Source organism: Aestuariimicrobium sp. G57 (assembly GCF_050110855.1).
Lineage (GTDB): Bacteria > Actinomycetota > Actinomycetes > Propionibacteriales > Propionibacteriaceae > Aestuariimicrobium.
In genome coordinates, this window is sequence record NZ_JBNINW010000002.1 from 238,380 (window position 1) to 264,490 (window position 26,111).

The following is a 26,111-nucleotide window of genomic DNA, read 5'->3' on the forward strand; positions in this document are numbered from 1 at the left end:
TCGGGGTGCGTTCTCGTACAATGTTTGTCCAGCCTTGTTGCACTCACACTTGCACACGTTGGGGCCACTGACAAGAGCCCTGCAGGGCAGTATTCAGGTCAGCTTCAAGGTTTTTTTCCGCAAGGATGTATCACAAGCAGGGGGTGGGGCTCAGGGTGTACTCGATCAAGCAGGTGTCGGCGATGACTGGTCTCACCGCCGCACGGGTGCGTGCCTGGGAACGCCGCTATGCGGTCGTGCGGCCGCGGCGCACCGAGGGCCAGTACCGCATGTACAGCGAGGTCGACGTCCAACGGCTGCGCACCATGGCCCAACTGGTCGACTCGGGCGTCGGCGCACAGCATGCCGCGAACATGGTCACGGCTGGGGCGCGCGAACGCCCGGGCGTGCACGGCAGCGGTGCCCCGGCCGATTTTGTCGACGCCGCAACCCGCTTCGACGTGGTGACGATGGCGCAGTTGCTGCACCAGGCAATCGGGCTCGACGAGTTCGAGGAGCGTTGCGACACCTGGCTCGCCCAGGTCGGCCGCGAGTTGTCTGCACGGCACCGGGTCGGCGCCCTGGAGGACGTGCACGTCACCTGCGCCGAGCAGGTGATCGTGCAGTACCTCGACACCCTGCTGGACGAATCGCTCACCCTCGGCGAGCGCTGGGAAGAAGCCCGGATCAGCGACGCAAAACCCATGCTGCTGATCGCCCAGCAGGAGCCGTCGTCACACACGATCCTGCCGCTGATGCTTGCCGTCTCGTTGCGCCGCAATGGCGTCGATGTGCGAAGACTTGGACGAGGCGTACGCGCGTCCGGATGGCTGCGGGCGGTCGGCGACCTCGGCCCCCGGGCCGTGGCGATCATCTCGACGACCGCCAGGGGACGCAGGATGTCGCAGGACATCGCTGCCCAGCTGCGGGCACTCAACCCGCCGGTGCAGGTGTGGTTGGGCGGCGAGGGCCATGACACGACCACGTCGGGGGTGCTGCCCTACCACCTCGCCGAGGCAACCCAACGCGTGCTCGCCCAATTGCGCGGTGGCACCCGGGAATGAGCGTGGGGCGCCGGTCAGGGCTTGCGGGCGATCCCGGGGCCGGGCGTCCACGTGGCAGCGCCCGGCTTTGCCACGGTCGTCGCCGGGGTGCTCATCGCCTTGTACGACTCTGAGCAGTCAACCTTGGTGCCCGGGGCCGGGCCGAACTCGACGCCGTTGAAGACATTCGTGCGGGCCCAGTCGTAGTACGCCTGGAACCCCGGCTGGTCGAACGGGTTGTCCTTGGCGCACCGGGCGACGTAGTAGCCCAGCACATCGGCATAGGTCTCCATGTCGTTGGTGCCGTAGTCAGAGAACCTGCCGATGCGTTGGTAGACGCGGGTGAAGTTCGTCCAGTACTGGGGTGAATCGCCGCGGTCGACGTTGTAGACGTGGCCCAGTTCGTGGATGACCAGGCGCGCCAGCCGGCCCGGGTCGTCCTCGTCGAGGGCCTGTTGCCACTTGGCGAAGTCGAAGGTCAGGGCACCCGGACGCGTGAGCCCCCAGTCGCCCCACGCCCAGCTGCGGGTGGCGGCCGCGTAAATGGTGAGGTTGTGCTTGGCCTTCGCGCGCACCTGGGGCAGGTAGTCGGTGCAGTTCACGGCGTCCAGCGTCTGCCAGACGATCTTGACCATCGGGCGGTACTCGGGGTCGGTCCACCAGTCACCCTTGAGCTTCAGCCCGAAGTGTTTCTGCATCAGGTTGCGGGTGTGGGTGGGGCTCGCGTCCTCGGGCCAGGCGAAAGCCGAGACGCACGGGGCGGGGATGCCCGGCAGCGGAGCGGGTTCAGGGGGTGCCACCGGCAGGCCACTGATGCTGGGCTTCTGGGTCTGGGTCGCCGGCACGGCCGATGCCGCCCCCGAACCTGCGACCAAGGTCGTCGCCACCGTCAACACGGGCAGGATGATGCCCGCGAGCATGCCACGCACCCTCATCACTACCCCTGTTTCGTCGCTTGTTCCGTCGCCCACGCCGCGCTACCGCGACACGCAGAGTTTAGAAGATCCTCAGGGCGAGCCCAAAGTGGGGTCCGCCCTGAGGATCGGTTCCTTCAGCATTTGTCAGCTGACACGCCGCTCAGATCACACGCCGCTCAGATCACACGCCGCTCAGATCACACCCAGTGCCAGCATGGCGTTGGCGACCTTGGTGAAGCCCGCCAGGTTGGCGCCACCGACGTAGTCGCCGGCAATGCCGTATTCCTCGGCGGTGTTCACGCACTCGTCATGGATGTCGATCATGATCTGGCGCAGGCGGTCCTCGGTGGTCTCGAAGTCCCACGAGTCGCGGCTGGCGTTCTGCTGCATCTCGAGCGCCGAGGTGGCCACGCCGCCGGCGTTCGAGGCCTTGCCGGGGGCGTACAGCACGCCGGACTGCTGGAAGGCGACCACCGCATTGGGGGTGGTGGGCATGTTTGCGCCCTCTGCCACCAGCTTCACACCGTTCTTGATGAGGGTGGCGGCGTGGTTCTCGTCCAATTCGTTCTGGGTGGCGCACGGCAGCGCCACGTCACAGGGCACGTCCCAGATGCTCGCGCCGCCGTTGGCCTCGGTGTGGACGGCGCCGGGGCGACGGGCCACGTAGTCGGTCAGGCGGCCGCGGCCGACCTCTTTGACATCGATCAGGGTCTCGACGTCGATGCCGTCCTCGTCGACCACGAATCCGGACGAATCGGAGCAGGCCACCACCTTGGCACCCAACTGCTGGGCCTTCTCGATGGCATAGATCGCCACGTTGCCCGAGCCCGAGACGACGACGCGCTTGCCGTCGAACGACTCGCCGACCCGGCGCAGCATCTCGTCGGCGAAGAAGACGGCGCCGTAGCCGGTGGCCTCCTTGCGGGCCTGCGAGCCGCCCCAGGTCAGGCCCTTGCCGGTGATGACGCCGGCTTCGTAGCGGTTGGTGATGCGCTTGTACTGGCCGAACAGGTAGCCGATCTCGCGGCCACCCACGCCGATGTCACCGGCGGGCACGTCGGTGTACTCACCGATGTGGCGGTACAGCTCGGTCATGAACGACTGGCAGAAGCGCATGATCTCGCCCTCGGACTTGCCCTTGGGGTCGAAGTCCGAACCACCCTTGCCGCCGCCGATGGGCAGCCCGGTCAGGGCGTTCTTGAACGTCTGCTCGAAGCCCAGGAACTTGATGATCGACAGGTTCACCGAGGGGTGGAACCGCAGGCCACCCTTGTAGGGGCCGAGCGCCGAGTTGAACTCAACGCGGAACCCACGATTGATCTGCACCTGGCCGCTGTCGTCGACCCACGGCACCCGGAAGATGATCTGGCGCTCCGGCTCGCAGATGCGCTCCACGATCGACGCCTCGGCGTACTCGCTGCGACGACCGACGATGGGGTTCATGCTCTGCAGCACCTCGAACACGGCCTGGTGGAACTCGGCCTCGCCGTTGTTGCGCCGCTGCACAGTCTGGAAGATCTGCTGCAGGTTCGGGTGCAGGGTGTTGGTGTCGCTCATGTGGCAACCTCCGCGGATTGGGCCCCGAGCACTCAACAAATCGGCGCGGCCGACGGTCAGATGCCCTGGGCGCGCTATCAGACGGGGCCACGATACCTACCCGGGACGCTCTCGCTGCAATCCGCTCAACAGGGGGGACGACCTGCACCGCCCCACCCGGCGTTCATCCTCTGACCTTCACGCGCCCCGCGGCACCCTGCGGTCTACCCTGTCCGACATGGCAGAAACACATCCTGGACCGCTGCAGGTCACCCACAACGAGGCCGCCGTCTCCGAGGCGCAGCTGGCCGAGATCCTCAGCAACCCCGGGTTCGGCGCGCACTTCACCGACCACATGGTGCTCATCGACTGGGACGAGGGCCAGGGCTGGCACGATGCGCGGATCGTCCCCCAGGGCACACTGCCGATTCACCCGTCCGCCGCGGTGCTGCACTACTCGCAGGAGGTCTTCGAGGGCCTCAAGGCCTATCGCCGCGATGACGACTCGATCTGGCTGTTCCGTCCCGCGATGAACGCCGCCCGCATGGCCGCCTCGGCCCGCCGGCTCGACATGCCGCCGCTGCCCGAACAGACGTTCGTCGATGCCGTGCGCCAGCTGGTCGACCTCGACCGCCGCTGGGTGCCGGGCAACCTGCACGAGGAGTCGCTCTACATCCGCCCGTTCACCTTCGCCAGCGAGCGCCTGATCGGCGTGCGCCCCGCGAAGAATTACACGTTCTGCGTGCTGCTGACCCCGGCCGGTCCGTACTACAACGCGCCGATGAAGCTCTGGCTGACCCCCAACTACATCCGCGCGGCCCCGGGCGGCACCGGCAAGGCCAAGACGGGCGGCAACTATGCGGCGTCCCTCGTCGCTGCCGAAGAGGCAGCGCAGAACGGTTGCGGCCAGGTGCTGTGGCTGGACGGCGCACGGCGCCAGTGGCTCGAGGAATGCGGCACCATGAACATCGCCTTCGTGACCGCCGACGACGAACTGCTCACCCCTGATTCGGACACCATCCTCGAGGGCATCACCCGCGATTCGCTGCTGGCGCTGGCCGCCAAGCACGGCCTGACCGCGGTGAAGCGGCCGATCCACGTCGATGAGCTGCGCAGCCGCGTCGAGGACGGCACCATCACCGAGTCGTTCGCCTGCGGCACCGCCGCGGTGGTCACGCCCATCACCGGGTTCAAGGCACCGGAATGGGAGGTCACCGTGGGCGACGGCTCGGTCGGCCCGAAGACCAACGAGCTGCGCCAGTCACTGCTCGACATCCAGTACGGACGCGCTGGTGACGAGTTCGGCTGGACCGAGAAGGTCGGCTGAGCCGACGTCTGGCCCTGCCCCAGGACCCGCCCCTCAGGCCTCGACCAGGCCGGGGGGCGGGTTCTGTGACCTGACGGCGGCCCGGGTGCGTTGCAGGGCGACCTTGAGCCGTTCAGTGGGTCCGACGCCCTCGGCCAGGGCCTGGTTGACGGGGTAGAGGCGCACCAGTCCCCCGCCCGCACCATCGCCGAAATGGGTGACGAGGGTGGGGATGTATTCCAGCCGCGACACCGTGAATCGTCCGACTTTGCCGGGACGGGGTTCGGGGTTCTCGGTGAACGTGAAGCGCACCGTGATGCCCTCGTAGCCACGCGGCACCGACGTCTGGTGCTGGGCGACCATGTTGCCCATGCCGTAGACGACGGGCACCCCGTTGATCGAGGTGATCGGCTGCACGACGTGCACGTGCTCGCCGAAGACGACGTCGACCTCGGGGGCATTGGCCAGTGCCGTGGCCCGCCGCACCTGGTCGGCATTGGGAGCGGTGGCATACTCATCGCCGCCATGCAGGTGCGCCAGCACGATGTCGGCACCCGCCTCGCGGGCCAGCCGGGCAGCGGTGAGCATGCGGTCGACGTCCCACCTGTCGACGCACCAGCTCTTGTCGGCGGGAGGCACCAGCCCGTTCAGGTCGTAGGTGCCCGACACGATGGCCACCTTCACCCCGGCCCGTTCGATGATCACGGGGGTGTGGGCCTGCTGCTCGGTCTCGTAGGTGCCGACGACCGTGATGCCGGCCTTCGTGAGCAGGTTGCGAGTGCGGACGAGCCCGGGGTAGCCCTTGTCGATGCTGTGGTTCGAGGCTGTGGTGGCGGCATCCCAGCCCATGGTGGCCATCCAGGCCGCGATCTGCGGCGGCGCGGCGAAGGCCGGGTAGCCGGTGTAGGGGCCGCCCGCCGGCGCGAACGGCACCTCGTTGTGGGCGATGGCGAGGTCGGCGCCGCTGATGATCGGCTTGACCATCGCGAACATCGGGTCGAAGTCGAACTGGTCACCCTTGCCGGTGCGCTGGTGGTCGCGGTCGGCCGAGAACCACAGGGTGTTGTGCCACAGCAGGTCGCCGCTGGTGACCACCGTGAGCGAGCGGGCGGGCGGCGGCGATGTGGAAGCCGGTTCGCTGGTCGTGGTCGAACTGGGGGTGGTCGCAGGCCCGTGCGGTGTCCCGCTGGCGGCGGGCGTCGGCGAGGGGGTTCGGCTGCTGCCTTCCAGATCGGGGGCGCAAGCGCCGAGGCCGAGTGCGGCGGCACCGGCAAGCAGTGCGCGCCGACCGAGCGGTGCGCCTTGGTTCTGTGCGCCTTGGTTCTGTGCGCCCAGGTTCTGTGCGCCCTTGTCAGGGGTGCGGTCGGACGCCCCATCCCCAGCGATTCCAGCCATGCGACCCCTCACCAGGACCAGTCAGTGCGCGGGCGACAGCTCGCGCGGTCATGCCAATGATGCCCTGTCGCTTGCCGGCCATCACCAGCGCCCTGGACGTTTTGCAGGCCGAATCGCTGTACGGGGCTCTGGGCCGGGTGTCCAGAACCCGGCCGGACTTCACGAATCCACGCGTGCGCCAGCCCGTTTCGCCAACTCCCGCCCGGTCCTGGACACGCCCGTCACCGAGGGTTCACCAGCCCGTCATGGCAATTGGTGGCAACCCCGCTCCCGGGCTTGCCCGCCTCAGACCAACCGAACCCTGCACATGTGACATGGGCGCCAGAACTGCGCCCCATCCCGGGCGAATCAGGTGCGGACGAGGCACTGGTGCCACTTGTGCAAGATTTCTCGGGTGCAAGATTTCGGGGGCTGTTCAGACCGGCCTCACATCGCATCGGCCCGCGGATGGGTGCCGAGGAGCCCCAGGAGGCCTCGTCCACGGGCCCACCGCCGCCGGCCGCCCTGGTGCAGGATCGAGCGTGTCCAGAACCCGGCCGGACTTCACGAATCCACCCCTGCACCAGCCCGTTTCGCCAACTCCTGCCCGGTCCTGGACACGCCCGTCACCGAGGGTTCACCAGCCCGTCATGGCAATTGGCGGCAACCCCGCTCCCGGCTGTCCCCGCCCCGGTGTTGAATGGCCGTGTGACCACGTCGACGCAGCCCGAACGGCCCAAGCTCGGAATCCTCACCAGCGGCGGCGACGCCCAGGGCATGAATGCGGCTGTCCGCGCGGTGGTACGCACCGCACTCAGCCTCGGTGCCCAGGTCTTCGCGATCTATGAGGGCTACCAGGGCATGATCGAGGGCGGCGACGGCATCCGCGAGTTCGGCTGGGAGGACGTCGGCTCGATCCTGCACAAGGGCGGCACCGTCATCGGTACCTTCCGCTCCCTCGACTTCCGCGAACGTGATGGCCGTCGCCGTGCTGCGCGCAACCTGGTCGACCGCGGCATCGACCGCCTGGTCGTCATCGGCGGCGACGGTTCCCTGTCGGGGCTTGACCGCTTCCGCGGCGAGTGGCCCGAACTGCTGGCCGAACTGGTCGAATCCGGCGACATCAGCCAGTCCCAGGCCGACCGCCACCCCGCGCTGATGATCGCCGGGCTGGTGGGTTCCATCGACAACGACCTGGTCGGCAGCGACATGACCATCGGCGCCGACACCGCCCTGCACCGCATCGTGGCCGCCATCGACTCGCTCACCAGCACAGCTGCCAGCCACCAGCGCCGCTTCGTGCTCGAGGTGATGGGCCGCCACTGTGGCTACCTGGCCCTGATAAGCGCCATCGTGGGCGGCTGTGACTACGTGTTCGTGCCCGAGAACCCGCCGCCGGCCGACTGGGAACAGTCGATGTGCGAGGGCCTGCGCCGCGGCCGCGCAGCCGGCCGGCGCGACTCCATCGTGATCGTGGCAGAGGGCGCCCAGGACCTCGACGGCAACCCCATCACCAGCCAGCGCGTCGCCGATGTCATCCGTGAACAGACCGGCGAAGACGCCCGCGTCACCATCCTTGGCCATGTGCAGCGCGGCGGCTCCCCCAGCGCCTACGACCGGTGGGCCAGCACCTGGCTCGGTTATGACGCCGTCCACGAGGTGCTCGGCGCGTCCCCCGACGACGACCCCAAGGTCATCGGCATCAAGGGCAACCGCACCGCGCGGATCAGCCTGCGCGAGGCGGTGGCCAGGACCCGGCAGGTGCCCGAGCTGATCGCCGCCCACGACTACGAGGGCGCCATGGCCATGCGTGGCTCGTCGTTCCTGGCGGCCGCCAACATCCACAAGCAGCTGATCTCGACCGAGCGCACCCATCCCGAGCCTGACGCCAAGCGCATCGCGATCCTGCATGCCGGCGGCCTGGCACCCGGCATGAACACCGCCCTGCGTGCGGCGGTTCGGCTCGGCATCAACCGTGGCTATTCCATGTTCGGCGTCGAGAACGGCTACGAGGGGCTGCGCGACGGCAAGCTGCATGAGCTCACGTGGCGCGAGGTCGAGGGCCTGACCGGTGAGGGCGGTTCGGTGCTGGGCACCCGCCGCACCATCCCCGCGATGGAGGACATGTACGCCATCAACCGCACCCTCGAGCAGTACGAGGTCGATGCGTTGCTGGTGATCGGCGGCATGAACGCCTACGAGGGCGCCTACCAGATTCACAACGAGCGTGGACGATACCCCGCCTTCAACGTGCCCATCGTGTGTGTGCCCGCGAGCATCGACAACAACCTGCCCGGCTCGGAGCTGTCGATCGGCGCCGACTCAGCCCTGAACGTCATCACTGATGCCATCGACATGATCAAGATGTCCGGGGCGGCCGCACAGCGCTGCTTCGTGGTCGAGACCATGGGCCGCTATTGCGGCTACCTGGCGCTGATGGGCGGTCTGGCCAGCGGCGCCGAACGGGTCTACCTGCACGAAGAGGGCATCACCCTTGACCAGCTCAGCGCCGACGTGCACTGGCTGAACGACGAGTTCAACAACGGCCGTCGACTGTTCCTGGCCGTGCGCAATGAGAACGCCAACGAGCACTTCACGACTGACTTCATCGCCCGGCTGCTCGAAGAGGCCGGCGGCGAGGCCTACGACGTGCGCCAGTCGATCCTGGGCCACACCCAGCAGGGCTCGGCCCCGACACCGTTCGACCGGCTGCAGGCCACCCGGCTCGTCGACAAGGCGTTGGCGCTGCTCGACGAAGAGTTCACCAAGACCGAGGACGGGCCCCAGAGCTGGTACATCGGACTGGTCTCGTCCGGCATGCAGCAGTCACCGCTGCAGCACATGCACGAAGAGCTCGACCCGCGCTACCGCCGCCCCCGCAAGCAGTGGTGGCTGCAGTTGCGCAAGGTGCACGAGGCCGTGAGCGTCGGGCCGCAGGCGTAGCTGGGCGGTGCTGGGCCAGAGACCGGACGAGGCATCGGCGCGGCGTCCGCCAACCGGCGGGCGTCAGGAATCCTTCCCGGGTTTCGCAACCTTTGCCCCGGTGCGGGCGTATCAGTCGGGCGAGGACTTTGTTCCTCACCTCCATAAGGCACCTGACATCACCCCCGAAGGAGCGGTTCCGATGTCCGCACCAGCACCCACCCCCCGTCCCATCCGCCACCTGTGGCGCCGTGCCCTTGCGCTGGTCGCCGGGGCTGCCCTGGCCGTGACCGGCCTCACGGCGTCCCCCCTCATGGCCTCGGCCGCCGTGCCGCAGCCCGGCAGCGTGCCGTGGGTCAACTTCGGTGACGCGGCCACGAAGCTCGGCGTCAACCTCACCGTCGGCTACCCAGAGGCCTCTTCGGGCCACTGGCGCACGAACGTAAAGGTCTGCAACTCCACGGGTTCACCCCTGCCCGTCGGCCCCTACACGTTCAGCTACACGAACTACAACTACGGCACGTTCTTCTTCACCACCGGCTGGACCGGCCAGATGGCCAACCAGCTGCTGCCCCACGGCGGCTGCGCCACGGGCTACCTGCACAGCACCGAAAGGCCCGAGCAGATGGCCTTCCACAAGATCCTGCAGGGCCAGACGCGGGTCGACATCCTGTCGGCGACCGAATGGGAAGCCATCTTCAAGGTGCGCGAGCCCAAGTCCCCCGGCACCAGCGGCACCCACGGTGACTACAACAACGACCACCGCGCCGACATCAACGGTTCGTTCGGCTACCACTACTACGCCTTCCGCACCGTGGCCGGCCCCAATGTCGGTTCGCCCAACATCGCCCACCAGACCATCAGCGACCCTGTCTGGAACTGGATGTCGAAGGTGCCCGACCTCGACGTGAACGGTTCGTCCGACCTGCTGGTACGTCGGCTGGACGGGACCATGCAGTACCAACGCATCATGGAGTCCGGCAAGCTCGGCTTCGCCAACAATGTCGGCACCAACTGGAACGGGATCACGCTGCTGTCGGTCGTGCCGAAGTCGACCCTGTCAGCCAACCCCTGGATCATGGCGCGGGCCGCCAATGGCGACCTCATCCGCTACCAGCTGGGGGCCACCGCGATCACCGGCGCCTCGAAGATCGGCAGGAACTGGAACAGCATCCGCCACCTGTTCAGCGTCGGCGACTTCTCGGGTGATGGCGTGCCCGACCTGATGGCCATCGGCACCAACGGCCTGCTCTACCGCTACAACATGACCGCCGCCGGCAACATCAGCTCGGTCAACGTCGTGGGCCACGGCTGGGGCACCTTCAAGACCGCGTTCAGCCCCGGCGACATGAACGGTGGCGGGCGTTGGGACATGGTCGGCGTGCGCAACGACGGCAAGATGTTCTTCTATGCCAACATCGGCCCCGGCCGCTGGAGCTCTGCCCGTCAGCTGGGTGGCACCGGTTGGGACGGCCTCACCACGACCGCCTGAGACTGCCACCGCCTGAAACCATCCGCGAACGACACCGGCCCCCACCCGATCAACGGGTGGGGGCCGGTGCTCGCGACGGGGCAGTTGGCGCGAAAGCTCAGCCCTTCGACGGGTGGGTCATGTCGGCAGGCACCACCCAGGCATCGAACTGCTCGGCGGTCAGTGCACCTGAATCGACGGCCGACTGCTTCAGGCTGATGCCCAACTTGTGTGCGTTCTTGGCGATGGCCGCCGCCTGGTCATAGCCGATGTGGCGGTTCAGCGCGGTGACCAGCATCAGGTTCTTGTCGAGGTTGGCCTCGATCACCGGCAGGTTCGGCTCGATGCCCACGGCGCAGTTCAGCGTGAAGCTGTGGCACCCGTCCGAGATCAAGCGGATCGACTCGAGCACCGCATGCGCCATGACCGGCTTGAACACGTTCAGCTGGAAGTTGCCCTGCGAGGCGGCGAAACCGACGGTCGCGTCATTGCCGAACACGCGGGTGGCCACCATGGTGAGCGCCTCGGACTGGGTCGGGTTCACCTTGCCGGGCATGATCGAGCTGCCGGGTTCGTTCTCGGGGATCGTCAGTTCGCCGATGCCGTTGCGGGGGCCGGACGCGTACCAGCGCACGTCGTTGGCGATCTTCATCAGCGCCATCGCCAGGGTGCGCAGTGAGGACGAGACCTGGGCCAGGGCATCGTGGGCGCTGAGTGCGGCGAAGAGGTCTGGTGCCTGCACGAAGTCGATCTGCTGGCCCATCACCCGGGTCGATTCCTCAGAGATCTTCGTCGCGGCCAGCTTGCCGAAGTCGGGGTGGGCATTCAGGCCGGTGCCCACCGCGGTGCCACCGATGGCCAGTTCACGCACGCCGGCGTCAGCCTCGTGCACGCCCTTGAGCGCGAAGTCGATCTGCGCGACCCAGCCGCCGATGACCTGGCCCAGCGTGACCGGGGTGGCGTCCTGCAGGTGGGTGCGGCCCACCATCACGACCTCCGCATACTCCTCGGCCTTGCCCGCCAGGCAGTCGCGCAGCTCGGCGACCTTGGGATAGAGCCGCTCGGCCAGGTCGAGCACCACGGCGATGTGCATGGCGGTGGGGAAGGTGTCGTTCGATGACTGGCCACGGTTCACATGGTCGTTCGGGTGCACCGGCGCCTTCGAGCCCAGCTCGCCGCCGGCGATCTCGATGGCGCGGTTGCTGATCACCTCATTGGAGTTCATGTTCGACTGGGTGCCCGACCCGGTCTGGAAGACCACCAGGGGGAAGTGGTCGTCAAGCTTGCCGGCGATCACCTCGTCCGCGGCCTGCACGATCAGGTCAGCAACGTCAGTCGGCAGCTCACCGAGTTCGCCGTTGGCCTGGGCGGCCGCCTTCTTGAGGATGCCCATCGCCCGCACCATCGAACGGCCCCACACGAACGTGTCGCGGCCGATGTCGAAGTTGTGCAGGGAGCGTTCGGTCTGTGCACCCCAGTAGCGGTCAGAGGCCACGTCAATGGGGCCCATGGAGTCCTTTTCGACACGAGTAGTCATGACTCGCAGCCTACGGCGTGACGACGCGGGCCCCGGCAGCGGGTTGCCGAGTTGGACGACAGATCATGGCCCCTGGTGAATCAGGGCCCCGTGTTGAACAGCATGCCCACGACATAGGTGGCGGCCAGCGCCAACGTGCCACCGATGACCGTGCGCAGCATCGCCGGCACCTTCGGCGCCCCGCCGATGTTCGCAGCGATGCCGCCGGTCAGCGCCAGCCCGATGAGCGTGGCCACGGCCGTGACGGCGATGCGCGCCGACTCGGGGGTGAGCAGGATCGCCAGCAGCGGTAGCGCGGCCCCGAGCGAGAATGACAGGAAGGACGTGAGGGCGGCCTGCCAGGCACTGACGACATGCTCGGGCTTCACGCCGTGCTGCTTCTCGGTGTCGGCCTGGCTGCTCACCGAGACGTATTCGCCCAGCGCCATCGAGATGGCGCCACCGACGGCGGCGGCCAGGCCGGCCATGGCGATCACCTCAGTGCTGGCCTGGGCACTGGCGACACCGACGACCACTGCCGCCGTCGAGACGATGCCGTCGTTGGCGCCGAGCACCCCGGCACGCAGCCGGTTCAGGCGTGGGCCCAGCTCATCCGGCACCGACGTGCGCACGGCCTCTTCGTCCACCACCGGCTGATCTGCTGCGAGTGACATCTCGACCCCTCACGACGTGGTTCGGCATCCGACGACCCCAGTCAACGCCCGCTGTCACAGGGGCGCCAGCAAGGCTAGGCAAGCCTGCCCGGAAAAATTTGCTTAACCTATTCAACGATTTCGGGGCTGTGGGGCCTGTGATGATCCCCACATGTGGCTAGACTCCCGGCCGTGGCACGACCGAAACTTCACGACGACCAACTCCGTCAGCGTCTGCTAGACGCCGCCACCGATCTGGTGGCCACGAAGGGTGACACCTTCGCCCTGCGCCCCCTCGCCGAGTCGCTCGACACCTCGACCACGGCGATCTATTCGCTGTTCGGGTCGCGCCATGCCCTGCTCGAGGCGGTCGCCGAGAACGTGGCCACCAGCTTCGCCGCGGCGATCAGGGACGTGCACCATGATGACCCGCTGCTCTGGATCGTTGGGCTCGCCACGGCCTATCGACGCTGGGGCCGGGCCAGTCAGGCCAGGTTCGCCATCATGACCGGCACCGCCATCGACACCGAAGAACTGCGTGCAGCGCGCGACAAGTCCAAGGAGCCACTGGCAGCAGCGGTCGCCGCTGCCATCGAACAGGGCTACCTCGAGGGTCCGATCGTCCTGACCGCCACCACCCTCTTCGCTGGCGTGCACGGCTTCGTGACGTTGGAATTTGCGGGCGACTACGGCGGCGACAAGGGCTTCTACCAGGTCGTCGACCGGCTGCTGCTCAGTTCGGCCACCCCCCGCGGCCGCGAACGCGTTGCCGCCGTCCCCGCCCGGGACGCAAGCCAGCACGTGGAGGAGCCGACCTCGCTCACCGGCCTGCTGTGAACAGATTTTCAAGGTGGGCCGCGCTTGGCGATAGTGTGTGCTGCACGTGACCCGAGGTGTTGCCCACGCCGGGTCGTCTCGTTTCAAGGAGGAACCGACCCCATGACCGATGCTGCAACTCTCCAGTTGGGTGACGCTTCAGTCGAGATGCCCATCATCCCGGCCACTGCCGGACAGCACGGATTCGACGCTTCGAAAGTTTTGAGCAGGACCGGCCACGTCGCACTCGACGTCGGCTTCGTGAACACCGCCTCGTGCTCGTCCTCGATCACCTTCATCGACGGTGACGAGGGCATCCTGCGCTACCGCGGGTACCCCATCGAGCAGTTGGCCGACAAGTCCACCTTCCTCGAGGTCGCCTACCTGCTGATCTACGGCGAGCTGCCCACCGTCGAGCAGCTCGAGACGTTCACCGGCAAGGTGTCGCGCCGCATGATGCTGGACGAGCGCATGCGCGACCTCTACTCGTGTTTCCCCCGCGGCTCACACCCGATGCAGGTGCTCGCCGCCGGCGTGATGGCGCTCGGCGCCTTCAACCAGGACACCCTGTCGGTGACCGACCCCGCCCAGATCGAAGAGGCCAGCCTGCGCCTGATCGGGTCGATGCCGACCCTGGCCGCCAACGCCTACAAGTCCTCGATCGGCCAGCCCTTCCTGTACCCCAAGACCAAGCTCTCGTACGTCGAGAACTACCTGCGCCTGTCGTTCGGCACACCGCAGGAGGACTACGAGATCGACCCCGCCGTCGTTCGTGCCTTCGAGACCCTGTTCATCCTGCACGCCGACCACGAGCAGAACTGCTCGACGTCGACCGTGCGCCTGGTCGGTTCGGCCGATGCCAACATGTACGCCTCGGTATCGGCCGGCGTCAACGCCCTGTCGGGCCCGCTGCACGGCGGTGCCAACCAGGCCGTGCTCGAGATGCTCTCTGAGATGCACAAAGAGGGTCTGGACACCAAGACCTTCGTCAGCCAGGTCAAGGACAAGAAGTCGGGCGTGCGCCTGATGGGCTTCGGCCACCGCGTCTACAAGAACTACGACCCCCGCGCCAAGATCATCAAGTCGCATGCCGACGAGATCCTGCGGGCCTCGGGCAAGTCGAACCAGCTGCTCGACATGGCGCTGGAGCTCGAAGAGGTCGCGCTGAACGATGAGTACTTCATCGAGCGCAAGCTCTACCCGAACGTCGACTTCTACACCGGCCTGATCTACGAGGCCATGGGCTTCCCCGCCGACTACTTCACCGCGCTGTTCGCATTGGGGCGCCTGCCCGGTTGGATCGCCCAGTGGCGCGAGCAGCAGGCCGACCCGGTCCGCAAGATTGGCCGCCCCCGCCAGGTCTATGTCGGCGAGGTGCTGCGCGACTACGTGCCGATCGACCAGCGCCAGGGCTGAGCCCTGTCGCCGTCACGGCCAGCTTGACACCAGACCTGCCCCCGCGTCATTCGGGGGCAGGTCTGTTGTTGCGTGCACCGAGCCGGTAACCCCCACCTCGGTAGCCTGAACGGGTGAAGTCCTGTGGTTCTTTCCTGATGGTTGCCGGCGGCATCGTGCTGTTCATCTCGTTCAACGTGGACGATCCCGAGGTGGTGCTGCCCTGGGCCATCGGGGCCATCGGCCTGGGCGTGGTGCTGTGGCGGTTCTCGAAGAAGGGCTCGCGCCCGGCCGTGGCTGGTCCCGGCACAACGCTGCAGGCCGACGAGATCGCCGGCTGGTCGCTGGAACGGCGTGACCACGCCTTGGTGAACAGCTGGAACCGCCGTCACGACCACCTGCCCAACGGCACGCTGTTCAACCTGCGCCAGGGCCGCGCCCACCAGCGCCAGCTCGCGGTGTTCCAGGCGACCGAGGGCGGCACCGGCCCGACGTTCCTGATCCTGCGGACGAAGCACCTGCGCGGCCCCGACTTCACGGTGAAGAGTTCAGGTGACGCGAGCGTCAGCCTCGAGAAGGGAGCCGCTCCGGCCGGCCTGCAGGACCTGTTGAACAGGTGGCGCCCCGACAACTACCAGGCGTTCGGGCTCAGCAACGGCAACATCTTCTGGGTGCAGCTCGGGACGATGACCGATGAGAAGGTGATCGACTTCATCAAGCGCCGCCTGACCGGCATCGCCGAGGTCATCACCCAGACGGTGGACGCGGAGTCAGCTGCCGTCGGCTCACCGCGTCGCCAGACCAGTGCGTCGAAGCCGCGGCAGGGCGTGCAGGGCCGCACACCGCAGGATCGTCCTGCCGCCAAGGCATCGCAGGCTCGTCCCGCCAGCCCCGCACCACGGCCCCGACCCGCAGGAATCGACCCCACCGCGATCGTGCAGACCGGCCCCATCGAGCAGGTCGAGCGCCCGGCACTGCAGCGCGCAGCACCCGACCGGGTCGCCGCAGAACTCGAGAACCCGCTGCTGGCCGGTGAGTGGAAGCCCATGGAATGGGAACCCACGCCGTTCACCCTCAGCGCCCCCATGGGCATCAGTGCGCTGGGGCAGCCGGAGCTGGGCCATCCGGAACTGGGCCAGCCGGAGCTGGGCCAACCGGACGAAGGGTCACGCACAGGCTGGACACCACGGCCCTGGACCCCGCCGGACTACGGCAGCAGTGCCACGGCAGCGTGGAAGCCGGCCGAGGCGTGGCAGCCGAACTACGACCGGCCGGGCAGCGACCATGCCGGCGAACAGAAGTCCTAGTCCTGGACCTGCACGCGCGGCAGTCGCACGCTGAACACGGCACCCGCGCCGCTGGGCAGCGTGAGGTCGAGCGGTTCATCGCTGTAGGCCACGTCGCCGCCCATGGCCCGGGCATAGCCGCGCGCGATCGCCAGACCCAGGCCTGAGCCCTTCGCCGAACTGACGGTGCTGGGCAGGCGCACCAGCCGGTCGAAGACCCGTTCCCGGTCTGCCGCCGCGATGCCCGGACCGCTGTCTACCACCAGCACCTCGACCATCGGGCCGGGCGTGTCACTGCCGAAGGGGCGACAGACCAGCATCAGCCAGCCGCCGACCCCCGCCGCAGTGGCCCCGTTGTCGATGAGGTTGCGGATGACGCTGGTGAAGGCGTTGCGATCGGCGGCGACCAGCAGCGGGCCGTCGCTCTCGTCGCACACCACGTCGACCGACAGCTTCGGCAGCGAGACCGACAACCGCGTCTTCTCGGCCTGCAGCAGTGGTAGCACCTCGAGTTCGGCGACCCGCAGGTGGGCACCCGATTCAAGGTGGGCGGCCTCGAGCATGCTGTTGACCAGATGGCCACCCCGGTTTGCCTCACGGGCCAGCAGGATCGTCAATTCTGCGCGCTCCTCGGGGGTGGCATCCCCGGGCAGGTGCAGCAGCGCCTCAGAGGCGGCCTGGATGCCGGCCAGCGGTGTCTTGAGTTCGTGGGCCGCGTCGGTGAGGAAGCTGCGCACCTGTTCGTGCGCCGTGACTGCCTCGAGCTCGGCGGCCTGGGTGCGCCGCCCCGACTGCTCGAGGTCGTCGAGCATGTCGTCGATGGCCTGGGCCGTGCGCGCGATCTCGGGGCTGGTGCCGACACCGGCCATGCGGATGGTGCGCTCGCCGGCGCTGATCCTGCGGGCGCGGTCGGCCATCTCGTCCAACGACCGCAGGGCGGCGTCGGTGACCAGGATCGTCAACGCGATGGACAACGCCAGCGCGACCAGGCCGATGACCAGCAGTTGGCGCAGCAGCGTGGCCTGGTCGGCCCGGATGGCATCGGTGGTGGTCCAGATGACCGCTGTGGCCCCGGCGAGTTCGCCCCCACCTGAGAGCTGGACGATCCGGTAGCGGTAGTCCACGGAGTCCAGTTCTGCCGGTGGAACGCTGCCGAGGGTGCGTCCGTCGAGCGTGCTGATGCCCCATTGGTAACCGGGGATGGTGCCCACCCGCCGCGACAGTGTGGCGAAATCGGTGGCACCCGGTGCCGCCGAGACGACGGCTGCGGCGCGGGCATCGAGCAGGTTGGTGACGCTGCGTTCGAGGGCCTGCTCATGGCTGCGCCCGGCCACGAAGATGGTGCCGGCGGTCGTCAGCACCATCACCGCGATGATGGCCACCAGCACCCTCAGCCGGATCGTGGCCGGAAGTCTCACGCGCTCTCCAGCTTGTAGCCGCGGCCGCGCACGGTGTGGATCACCCGGGGCCCGGCGGCCTCGAGCCGACGCCGCAATGACGAGATGTGCACCTCGACGATGTTCTCGTCGTAGCCGTCGTAACCCCAGATGGCAGTGAGCAGGTGGGTTTTCGACACTACCCGGCCCGGCGAGCGCGCCAGTTCGGCCAAGATCTTGCGTTCGGTGTCGGTCAGGCTGATCTCGACGCCGCTGCGCTGCACCAGGCTGGCGCCGTCGGCCACGGTCAGGTCGCCGATGGTGACCTCGGCGCCGTTGTCACCGACGCGGCGCAGCAGCGATTCCACCCGGGCGATGAGCTCCGACATGCTGAACGGCTTGGGCAGGTAGTCGTCCGCGCCCTCGGACAGGCCCCGCACGCGGCTTTCGACCTCGTCGCGGGCGGTGACCATGATGACGCCGGTGCGTGAGAGTCGCCGGACGACCTTGAGCAGTTCAAAACCGTCCCGCCCGCCGGGCAGCATCACGTCGAGGATGACCACGTCGGGGCGGCCCGACACGAGCACTGCCTCGAGCTCGGTGCCGTCGGGCAGTGCCTTCACCAGGTGGCCCTGTGAACGCAGCGCCGACGAAATGGCGGTCCGGATGACATCCGAATCCTCAACGACGACGATTTTGCTCACAGGCTCATTGTGCACTGATTTGCCGTCAGGTGCCGACTTGCCCCCCGCGTGGTCACCCGTCGGCCCCTTTCCCCGGGTGGCTATCGTGGTGGCCAATCCGAGGAGTCCGCCATGCCTCACACGCGCACCATCCGCCGCTGGGTTGCCGTCGCGACGGCGTCCGTCGTGCTGCTCACCGGCTGCAGCAAGATCGGCTTGACCACCCCGCAACCCACGCCCACTGCCGGTGGCAGCGCGACGCGCGCCACGCCGCCGAACGGCGAACCGGCCGCTGACGACACGGTGACCAAGCTGGCCCAGGCGCTGCAGACGGGAAACCTGTCCCAGCTACCGCTGGTCGGTGACCCGACCACGATCACGAAGGCGGTCGCCGACGACTATGCGGTGATCATGTCGGGCATGGACGGCTTCAAGCCCAAGGTGGTGACCGAGCCGGTGGCCTATGAGGGCAACGGGGTCGCCGGCGTCGCGCTGCAGCAGACCTACACATTCGACAAGAGTGTGTGGAAGTTCACGACAACGGCCCGCCTGAACCTGGTGGGTGGCCAGTGGCGGGTGGCGTGGAAGCCGGACATCGTCCACGAACAGGTGACATCGACCACGCGGATGCGGCACACCCGCGAACTGCCCGAACGGGCGCCGATCCTGGGCGCCCAGGGCAAGGCCATCATGGAATCGCGCGACCTGTTCCAGGTGGGCATCGACAAGCAGAACCTGCTCCAGGCGCAGTGGGCCGCATCGGCGAAGCGGGTGGCCGAGCTGATGAAGATCGACGTGGCCGCCTATCAGAAGCAGGTGGCCTCGGCCGGGGCCCGCGCGTTCGTCATCGCCAAGACGGTGCGACGCAGCGAGCTGCCCGAAGCGGTGCGCGAAGTACCGGGGGCGATCACGGTGACGGTGCCCGGCACGGTCGGGGTCAGCGCAGGTTTCGCGCAGTCGCTGCTGGGTGCGGTCGGCAAGGCCACAAAGCAGCAGGCCAAGGACAGCGCAGGTGCGATCGCGGTGGGTGAGCCGATCGGGTTGACGGGGCTGCAGAAGCGCTACGACGCCCAGTTGCGCGGCACCGTCGGGCATCTGGTGATGCTGGTGCAACGCCGCGATGCCCCGGCGCCGAAGGCGGGCGAGCCGCCGTTCGTGCCGCTGACGTTGCACGCGCTCGACCCGGTCGAGGGCAAGCCGGTGCAGACGTCGCTGAACACCGACTGGCAGCACCGGGCACAGAGTGCGCTGGCCGGTCAGAAGGGGGTGGCTGCGCTGGTGGCCATCAACACCGAGACGGGTGAGGTGATCGCCTCGGCGGAATCCCCGGCGGCTAACGGGCAGGCGCTGGCAACGTTCGGCCGCTATGCGCCCGGCTCGACGTTCAAGATCGTGACCGCGCTCGCACTGGTGCGCAAGGGACTGAGCGCGCAGACGATGGTCGACTGCCCCGCGACGACGACCGTGAACGGGCGGGTGTTCAAGAACTATGACGACTACCCGGCCAACAAGCTGGGGCGGATCACACTGGGTGAGGCATTCGCGAACAGCTGCAACACCGCGTTCATGCTGCAGGCCAAGCAGCTGGGCCAGGGTGACCTGACCGCGGCGGCGGCGGCGCTGGGGGTGGGCGTCGACTTCGATGCCGGGTTCCCGGTGTTCTATGGCTCTGTTCCCGGGACGACCGACCCGGTGGTGGCTGCGGCGAACTCGATCGGTCAGGGGCAGGTCGAGACGTCCCCGCTTGCCGTGGCGGCGTTGGGGGCCTCGGTGGCCAGCGGTCGCACCGTGGTGCCGTGGCTGGTTTCCGGGCACCAGCCCAAGCCGGCGGCGGCGCCGCTCACGGCCAATGAGGCCTCGCAGCTGCAGGCCATGATGAAGCTGACGGTCAGTGCGGGGGCGGCGACGTCGCTGCGCGGGGTGGTCGACGGCGCCAAGACCGGCACCGCCGAGTACGGTGCCGGCAATCCCCCGAAGACCAATGCCTGGATGGTCGTGTACAAGGGCAAGATGGCCGTAGCGGTCTTCGTGGCCGACGGCGCGTCGGGGTCGCAGGCGGCTGGTCCGGTGGTGAAGGCGTTCCTGGCGTAGGTGGCGGGTCGGTCTTGTCTCTGCAGGGTCCGTGGACGAGGCAGGTGCTGGGCAGTTCACTGGCTTCGGCGTGAAGTTGGCTGCATGCCGCACCCGTTCGCTGCACGATGCCCGCGCCTGCGGTGGACCACGCTCCCTCCCGGTCCACGACGCACCCCTTCAACCCGGCCCCACAGGGAGCGGCATGAACCCAAAGGGTGCGGCGTGTCCTTGACGGGGGGCGGGATGAACCCCAGAGGAGCGTGGCCACCGGACCCTGTCGGTTTCCGCGCCCGGGCGCGGCCGGTTATGGACGACGGTCGCCCAGCGCCAGGCATGCCACCTGGGCCGCCTTGACCGAGGCCAGCAACCGCACCGCCCCGGTGCTGTCCCGACCCGCGACCACGCCCAGCGTCGCCGCGCTGCGGGCGGTGATGTCGGCCGACAACAGTTGCCCGTCGTCCAACCGACAGCGCACCCGCACCAGCGGCCCACGCGGCTCGACGCCCACCACCTCGATCGGCCAGACATTGCGGGCACTGCCGTGGGGATGGTCGTCGGCGGGGTGCAGCACCACTGCGGCCGGGTCGAACAGGGCCATCGCCGGCTGCCCGACCAGCGGCGGGTCGGCTGTGGCCGGTACCCCGACCACCTCTGCCGCGCCGACCGTGACCACCTCGGCCGAGGCCGCCACCCCGACCAGCCGGTTGGTGCCCAGAAGCCCCGCCAGGAAGGTCGTCGCCGGCCGGGCGGCCACCTCATCGAGGGGCCCGTGCTGGGCGATGCGGCCGCCCTCGAGCACCAGCACGTCGTCGGCGATGGTCCACAGGTCGAGCGGGTCGTGGGTGACGAGGATGGCGGTGGTGCCGCGCAGGCGGCTGGCCAGCAGCGAGCGCATGTGGTGCGCCGCATCGACATCGAGGGCCGAGAGCGGCTCGTCCAGCATCACGACCGTCGGGTCGGTCGCCAGGGCCCTCGCCAGCGCCACGCGCTGCGCCTGGCCGCCTGACAGCTGGTGCGGGCGTCGTCCAGCCAATTCGGCGAGCCCGACCGCGTCAAGCTCGGCCCCGGCGCGTTCGCGGGCGGCCTGTCGCGACGCCCCGCGCGCCCGCACGCCGAAGGCGACGTTGTCGAGCACGGACAGGTGCCCGAACAGCAGCGAACGCTGGGTGAGCATGCCGACGCCGCGCTGGTGCACGGGCGTGAGGTGGGTGGCCGTCGAGGCGACGTCGCCGCCCAGCAACACCTCACCGGCATCGGGGCGGATGAGCCCGGCGACGAGCTGCAGCAGCGTGGACTTGCCGGCGCCGTTGGGCCCGACGACGGCCAGCGTGCGTCCGGGGGCGAGGGACAGGTCGAGCGCGACGTGACGGGCGGCAACTCGGACGTTGCGCAGGGTGACGGCGGGATGGTCAGCGGCGTGGTTCATGCGCGGTGCCCCCATCGCCGCTGGACGAACGCCGACGCCAGCAGCAGCACCATCGCGACCAGGATGAGCACCAGGGACAGTGCCAGCGCCTGGTCGGGGTCGGTTTCACGCTGCAGGTAGATCTCGAGCGGCATCGTGCGGGTGGTGCCCTGCAGCGACCCGGCGAACGTCAGCGTGGCACCGAACTCACCCAGCGACCGGGCGAACGCCATCGCTGCCCCGTTGACGATGGCCGGGGCCAGCATCGGCATTGTCACCCGCCAGAGCACCACCGAGGGGGACGCCCCGAGCGTGGCGGCCACCACCTCGTGCCCGGGGTCGAGCGTGCGCAGGGCGCCTTCGACGGCTACCACGAAGAAGGGCATCGAGACGAAGGTCTGGGCGATGACGACGGCGGTGGTGGTGAACCCGATCTCGATGCCGGCCTGGGCCAGCCACTGCCCGAGCACCCCGCGTCGTCCCAGGGTGACCAGCAGGACGAGGCCCGCGACCACCGGGGGCAGCACCATCGGCATCAATGCCAGGGTGCGCACCCAGACGGCGGCGCGGCCCCGCAGCCTGGCCAGGAAAAGTGCCAACGGCAGTCCGAGTGCCACCGAGAGCCCCATCGAGATCGCACAGGTGCGCAGGCTCAGCGACAGCGCCACCCGCGCGGGTTCTGAGTTGATGAGCTGGGGCAGTGCCGACCAGGGCAACCGCACCAGCAGGCCGAGCAGCGGCACGCCCAGCAGTGCGAGGGCGAGCGCCGCCGGCACAGCGAGCCAGCGTGGCAGTCCGGGTCGGGTCACGGCTTGGCGAACCCGTACTTCTGCAGGGTCGCCGGGCCGGCATCCGACAGCACGAAGTCGATGAACTTCCGGCCGAGGGCCGCCTGGCCCGCTGCGGCGGTCAGCGCGATCGGGTACTTGTTGACGACCTGCTCGGCGCCCGGGATCTGGATCGCCTTCACCTTCTCGGACACCGCGGCGGCGTCGGTGGCATAGACGATGCCGGCGTCGGCCTCACCCGAGGTCACCTTGGTGACGACGTCGCTGACCTTCTGTTCTTTCGAGACCGGGGCCAGGGTGACGCCGAGCTGCTGGGCGAGCGTATTGGTGGCATTGCCGCAGGGCACGGCCGCATCGCAGATGACGAGCTTCTTGCCGGTGAGCGAGCCGTCGAGGCCGGTGATCCTGCCGGGGTTGTCGGCCGGGGTGATCAGCACCAGCGTGTTGCTGGCGAAGAGCTTCGGGGTGGTGACCAGCGACTTGTCGGTGGCGCTGGTCATCGACTTCTGGTCGGCGGTGGCCAGCACGTCGGCCCTGGCACCATTGGCCAACTGGTCGACCAGGCTCTGGGAACCCAGGAAGCTGAAGGTGACCTTGCTGCCGGGGTTGGCGGCCTCGAACTGGGCGCCCAGGTCTTCGAAGGACGCTTTCAGGCTGGCAGCCGCGAACACCGTGATCCCGCTGGTGGCGCTGGCGTCGTCCGTGGTGGAACAGCTGGTCATGACGAGGACGGCCGCGATGAGGATGGCGGTCAGACGGCGGACGGACCTCACTCGTGTTCACCCTCGATGATCACATTGGTGGCCTTGATGCGGGCGGTGGCGACGACGCCGGGCTCGAGGCCAAGGTCTTTGACCGCCTCGGTGCTGACCAGCGCCATCACCCGGTAGGGGCCGCATTGCAGTTCGACCGACGACATCACCGTGTCGCTGACGACGTGGGTGACCAGGCCCGTGAATGCGTTGCGGGCCGAGGTGCCTTGTGGACGATCACTCTGGGCGCGCTCCTGGGCGAAGGCGGCCAGCTGGCGGCCCTCGATAACCTGTCGCCCGGATTCGTCGTTCTCGGCGCTGAGCTGGCCCTGGTCGATCCAGCGGCGCACGGTGTCATCGCTCACCCCAAGCAGTTCGGCTGCATGGCTGATCCGCAAATGTGGCATGGCCATGAGGCTAGCATCCGCATCTGCGGTGATGTGGCGGCGGGTGTTCGCCGATGATGCGGTGTGTCCAGAACCCGGCGGGAGTTCGCCGATTGGCGCACTGGATGGCGCAGCGGGCCAACTCCCGCCCGGTTCTGGACATGGGCCGTGCCCCGGGGCTGGTGCGTACCAGTGGTCCCGGTACGGTGGGTACATGTCCGACACGCCCGCTGCACCCGTCCGCTCGGTGGTGATCACGGTCTCTGACCGCAGCGCCGCCGGCGAGCGCGAGGACGCCTCGGGCCCGCTGGCTGTTCAGGTACTGCAGCGGGCCGGGTACGAAGTGACATCCACGGTGGTGCCAGACGGCATCGATTCGGTCGCCCATGCCATCCGCGCCGCGGTGGCTGCAGGCACCGACTTGGTCGTGACCAGCGGCGGCACCGGCATCGGCCCGCGCGACCTGACACCCGAAGCCACCCGCAGCGTCATCGAGCGCGAGGTGCCCGGCATCGGCGAGCTGCTGCGCCGCACCGCGGCCGAGGCCAACCCCGCGGCCGCCGGTCACATCGCCCTGGGGCGCGGCATCGCCGGTGTCGTCGCCCACACGCTGGTGGTGAACCTGCCGGGCAGCCCCAAGGCCGTCGCCCAGGGCCTCGACGTGCTGCTGCCCATGTTGCCCCACGCCTTGTCACAGCTTGCTGGAGGAGATCACTGATGCCGCTCGTGCATGCCCACGTCACCGAGGACGCGCTCAACCCCGAAGCCCTTCGCGCGCTGGTGGCCCAGCCCAGCGCCGGCGCGATGGCGATGTTCGTGGGACAGATCCGCGACCACGACCACGAGGCCAGCGGCGAGGTTGAAAGCATCGACTATTCAGCGCACCCGGACGCGGACGCCATGATCGGGCCGATCTGCGAAGCCGTGCTCGGTGAACTCGACCCCGACGGCGAGGCACTGGTCTCGGCCGAACACCGGGTGGGCCACCTCGAGGTGGGCGACCTGGCGATCGTCGTGTGCGTCTCGACGGGGCACCGGCGGCTGGCGTTCCAGGTGTGCGAAGAACTGGTCGAGCGCATCAAGGCCGAACTGCCGATCTGGAAGCACCAGACCGAGGTCGGCGGCCGCAAGGTGTGGTCGAACCTGGGGCTGGGGGCATCGTGACGCTCGAGGACCCGTACGGCCGGGTGCACCGCGACCTGCGCATCTCGCTGACCGACCACTGCAACCTGCGCTGCACCTATTGCATGCCCGCCGAGGGTGTGCCGTGGTTGCCGCGCCAGACGCTGCTGAGCCCCGAGGAACTGATGCGGATCGTGCGCGTCGGGCTGGCCGAGGGCATCACCGAGGTGCGGTTGACCGGCGGCGAGCCACTGCTTCGTCCGGATGTGGTCGAGATTGTGGCACGCATCGCGGCGCTGTCGCTGCCCACGGGTGGGCACCCCGAGGTGTCGATCACGACGAACGGCATCGGCCTGTCGAAGATCGCCGGGGCGCTGAAAGATGCAGGGCTGACAAGGGTGAACGTGTCGCTCGATACGCTTGACGCCGAGCGTTTCCACCAGTTGACCCGACGCAACCGGCTGACGGACGTGCTCGCCGGCATCGAGGCGGCCCGTGAGGTCGGCTTCGCCCCCATCAAGGTCAATGCGGTGCCGATGCGTGAGGTGAACTTCGACGAACTGGCCGACCTGCTCGACTGGTGCCTGGAGCGTGACCTGGAGCTGCGCTTCATCGAACAGATGCCGCTGGACGCCGGCCACATCTGGTCGCGCCGCACGATGGTGACCCAGGCCGAGGTGATCGAACAGTTGTCGGCCCGACACCGGCTGACCGCCCTGCCCGGGCGGGGGGCGGCGCCTGCCGAACGGTTCCTGGTCGACGACGGGCCCGGGGTGGTCGGCATCATTGCCGCGGTGACGGCACCCTTCTGCGGCGCGTGCGACCGGCTGCGGCTGACTGCCGACGGGCAGTTGCGGTCATGCCTGTTCGCCCGCGGTGAGTCCGACCTGCGTGGGCCGCTGCGGGACGGCGCCAGCGACGAGCAGCTGGGGCAAATCTTCCACGAATGCCTGGCGGGCAAGCTGCCGGGGCACGGCATCAACGACCCGGGGTTCCTGCAGCCGGACCGCCCGATGAGCGCGATCGGCGGCTGAGCCAACGCTCGTCCTGCCCCCGGAGGCCCCGGCCTCAGCAGCCTCCCGCGAACGGCGGCAACACGTCGAGGCGCGAGCCCGATTCGATGTCGACGTCGTGGTCGACCACCTTGGCGCCGTTGAGCAGCAGCGAGCAGCGGCCCACCACCTCGCCCAGCCGGTCACCATGCAGGGTGGTCATCTGGGCAATCACCGCGCCCAGCGTGCCGGGCTGCAGGCTCTCCTGGACGGTCCCCGCGGCATCGGCGGCAGCGGCGAAATAGCGGACGGTCACCATG

Annotated in this window: 23 protein-coding genes; 11 read left to right on the forward strand and 12 right to left on the reverse strand. The window is 68.5% G+C overall.

From position 1 onward, the window contains the following. Positions 1–125 precede the first annotated feature (125 nt). Positions 126–1,043, forward strand: coding sequence for a MerR family transcriptional regulator (locus ACQCX5_RS05165; RefSeq protein ID WP_434540945.1), 918 nt, complete (start codon positions 126–128; stop codon positions 1,041–1,043). Between the two features lie 14 nt (positions 1,044–1,057). Here the strand turns inward: ACQCX5_RS05165 and ACQCX5_RS05170 are convergent, their stop codons facing one another. Further along, entirely contained in the window at positions 1,058–1,942 is an 885-nt protein-coding gene (locus ACQCX5_RS05170; protein WP_434540946.1) for a hypothetical protein, read from the reverse strand. Between the two features lie 189 nt (positions 1,943–2,131). Next, positions 2,132–3,478, reverse strand: coding sequence for an NADP-specific glutamate dehydrogenase (gene gdhA, locus ACQCX5_RS05175; RefSeq protein ID WP_434541293.1), 1,347 nt, complete (start codon positions 3,476–3,478; stop codon positions 2,132–2,134). A 235-nt stretch (positions 3,479–3,713) separates the two neighbouring features. Between gdhA and ACQCX5_RS05180 the strand changes: the two genes are divergently transcribed. Beyond that, entirely contained in the window at positions 3,714–4,802 is a 1,089-nt protein-coding gene (locus tag ACQCX5_RS05180; RefSeq protein ID WP_434540947.1) for a branched-chain amino acid aminotransferase, read from the forward strand. 33 nt (positions 4,803–4,835) lie between these two features. Here ACQCX5_RS05180 and ACQCX5_RS05185 read toward each other — a convergent pair whose 3' ends face one another. Further along, positions 4,836–6,176: a CapA family protein gene (locus tag ACQCX5_RS05185; protein WP_434540948.1), complete on the reverse strand. Its 1,341-nt coding sequence runs from the start codon at positions 6,174–6,176 to the stop codon at positions 4,836–4,838. Positions 6,177–6,863: 687 nt separating this feature from the next. Between ACQCX5_RS05185 and ACQCX5_RS05190 the strand changes: the two genes are divergently transcribed. Together ACQCX5_RS05190 and ACQCX5_RS05195 are read left to right on the forward strand one after the other, a co-directional pair. Next, positions 6,864–9,098 (forward strand): 6-phosphofructokinase, encoded by a 2,235-nt coding sequence (locus tag ACQCX5_RS05190; protein WP_434540949.1) that lies wholly within the window; start codon positions 6,864–6,866, stop codon positions 9,096–9,098. 181 nt (positions 9,099–9,279) lie between these two features. Beyond that, positions 9,280–10,569, forward strand: a complete 1,290-nt coding sequence (locus tag ACQCX5_RS05195) for a hypothetical protein (RefSeq protein ID WP_434540950.1) — start codon at positions 9,280–9,282, stop codon at positions 10,567–10,569. A gap of 97 nt (positions 10,570–10,666) precedes the next feature. Here ACQCX5_RS05195 and fumC read toward each other — a convergent pair whose 3' ends face one another. Both fumC and ACQCX5_RS05205 read right to left on the reverse strand, forming a co-directional pair. Continuing rightward, entirely contained in the window at positions 10,667–12,085 is a 1,419-nt protein-coding gene (fumC, locus tag ACQCX5_RS05200) for a class II fumarate hydratase (protein ID WP_434540951.1), read from the reverse strand. Between the two features lie 80 nt (positions 12,086–12,165). Beyond that, complete coding sequence (locus ACQCX5_RS05205) at positions 12,166–12,738, reverse strand: VIT1/CCC1 transporter family protein (protein WP_434540952.1); 573 nt, start codon at positions 12,736–12,738, stop codon at positions 12,166–12,168. Positions 12,739–12,909: 171 nt separating this feature from the next. Here ACQCX5_RS05205 and ACQCX5_RS05210 point away from each other — a divergent pair, with 171 nt between their 5' ends. The 3 genes from ACQCX5_RS05210 to ACQCX5_RS05220 all read left to right on the forward strand — a co-directional run bounded on the left by ACQCX5_RS05210 (position 12,910) and on the right by ACQCX5_RS05220 (position 16,235). Beyond that, positions 12,910–13,554: a TetR/AcrR family transcriptional regulator gene (locus ACQCX5_RS05210; RefSeq protein ID WP_434540953.1), complete on the forward strand. Its 645-nt coding sequence runs from the start codon at positions 12,910–12,912 to the stop codon at positions 13,552–13,554. 102 nt (positions 13,555–13,656) lie between these two features. Beyond that, positions 13,657–14,949, forward strand: coding sequence for a citrate synthase (locus ACQCX5_RS05215; protein WP_434540954.1), 1,293 nt, complete (start codon positions 13,657–13,659; stop codon positions 14,947–14,949). A gap of 113 nt (positions 14,950–15,062) precedes the next feature. Then, positions 15,063–16,235 (forward strand): hypothetical protein, encoded by a 1,173-nt coding sequence (locus ACQCX5_RS05220; RefSeq protein WP_434540955.1) that lies wholly within the window; start codon positions 15,063–15,065, stop codon positions 16,233–16,235. Here the strand turns inward: ACQCX5_RS05220 and ACQCX5_RS05225 are convergent. After that, positions 16,232–17,632, reverse strand: a complete 1,401-nt coding sequence (locus tag ACQCX5_RS05225; RefSeq protein ID WP_434540956.1) for an ATP-binding protein — start codon at positions 17,630–17,632, stop codon at positions 16,232–16,234. The genes ACQCX5_RS05220 and ACQCX5_RS05225 overlap by 4 nt on opposite strands. Next, positions 17,629–18,294, reverse strand: a complete 666-nt coding sequence (locus ACQCX5_RS05230; RefSeq protein ID WP_434540957.1) for a response regulator transcription factor — start codon at positions 18,292–18,294, stop codon at positions 17,629–17,631. Before ACQCX5_RS05230 ends, ACQCX5_RS05225 begins: the two co-directional genes overlap by 4 nt. Before the next feature lie 111 nt (positions 18,295–18,405). Between ACQCX5_RS05230 and ACQCX5_RS05235 the strand changes: the two genes are divergently transcribed. After that, positions 18,406–20,364, forward strand: coding sequence for a penicillin-binding transpeptidase domain-containing protein (locus tag ACQCX5_RS05235; RefSeq protein ID WP_434540958.1), 1,959 nt, complete (start codon positions 18,406–18,408; stop codon positions 20,362–20,364). Between the two features lie 286 nt (positions 20,365–20,650). On the opposite strand, the gene ACQCX5_RS05240 is transcribed toward ACQCX5_RS05235, so the two are convergent. The 4 genes from ACQCX5_RS05240 to ACQCX5_RS05255 are packed head-to-tail and all read right to left on the reverse strand — an operon-like array spanning position 20,651 to position 23,698. Then, a complete protein-coding gene (locus ACQCX5_RS05240) occupies positions 20,651–21,772 on the reverse strand; it encodes an ABC transporter ATP-binding protein (protein ID WP_434540959.1) in 1,122 nt (373 codons plus the stop codon). Next, entirely contained in the window at positions 21,769–22,560 is a 792-nt protein-coding gene (locus tag ACQCX5_RS05245) for an ABC transporter permease (RefSeq protein WP_434540960.1), read from the reverse strand. The genes ACQCX5_RS05240 and ACQCX5_RS05245 overlap by 4 nt, the downstream gene beginning before the upstream one ends. After that, positions 22,557–23,261 carry a molybdate ABC transporter substrate-binding protein gene (modA, locus tag ACQCX5_RS05250; RefSeq protein ID WP_434541294.1) on the reverse strand — a complete coding sequence of 235 codons (705 nt, stop codon included), beginning with the start codon at positions 23,259–23,261 and terminating at the stop codon, positions 22,557–22,559. Before modA ends, ACQCX5_RS05245 begins: the two co-directional genes overlap by 4 nt. A gap of 47 nt (positions 23,262–23,308) precedes the next feature. After that, positions 23,309–23,698 (reverse strand): TOBE domain-containing protein, encoded by a 390-nt coding sequence (locus ACQCX5_RS05255; RefSeq protein WP_434540961.1) that lies wholly within the window; start codon positions 23,696–23,698, stop codon positions 23,309–23,311. A gap of 193 nt (positions 23,699–23,891) precedes the next feature. Between ACQCX5_RS05255 and ACQCX5_RS05260 the strand changes: the two genes are divergently transcribed. From ACQCX5_RS05260 to moaA, 3 genes are read left to right on the forward strand one after another with little or no spacing between them, the layout of a single operon-like run. Beyond that, complete coding sequence (locus ACQCX5_RS05260; RefSeq protein ID WP_434540962.1) at positions 23,892–24,395, forward strand: MogA/MoaB family molybdenum cofactor biosynthesis protein; 504 nt, start codon at positions 23,892–23,894, stop codon at positions 24,393–24,395. Continuing rightward, entirely contained in the window at positions 24,395–24,841 is a 447-nt protein-coding gene (locus tag ACQCX5_RS05265; RefSeq protein WP_434540963.1) for a molybdenum cofactor biosynthesis protein MoaE, read from the forward strand. Before ACQCX5_RS05260 ends, ACQCX5_RS05265 begins: the two co-directional genes overlap by 1 nt. Continuing rightward, a complete protein-coding gene (moaA, locus tag ACQCX5_RS05270; protein WP_434540964.1) occupies positions 24,838–25,833 on the forward strand; it encodes a GTP 3',8-cyclase MoaA in 996 nt (331 codons plus the stop codon). The genes ACQCX5_RS05265 and moaA overlap by 4 nt, the downstream gene beginning before the upstream one ends. A gap of 34 nt (positions 25,834–25,867) precedes the next feature. Here moaA and ACQCX5_RS05275 read toward each other — a convergent pair whose 3' ends face one another. Then, positions 25,868–26,110 carry a MoaD/ThiS family protein gene (locus tag ACQCX5_RS05275; RefSeq protein WP_434540965.1) on the reverse strand — a complete coding sequence of 81 codons (243 nt, stop codon included), beginning with the start codon at positions 26,108–26,110 and terminating at the stop codon, positions 25,868–25,870. Position 26,111: the final 1 nt, after the last annotated feature.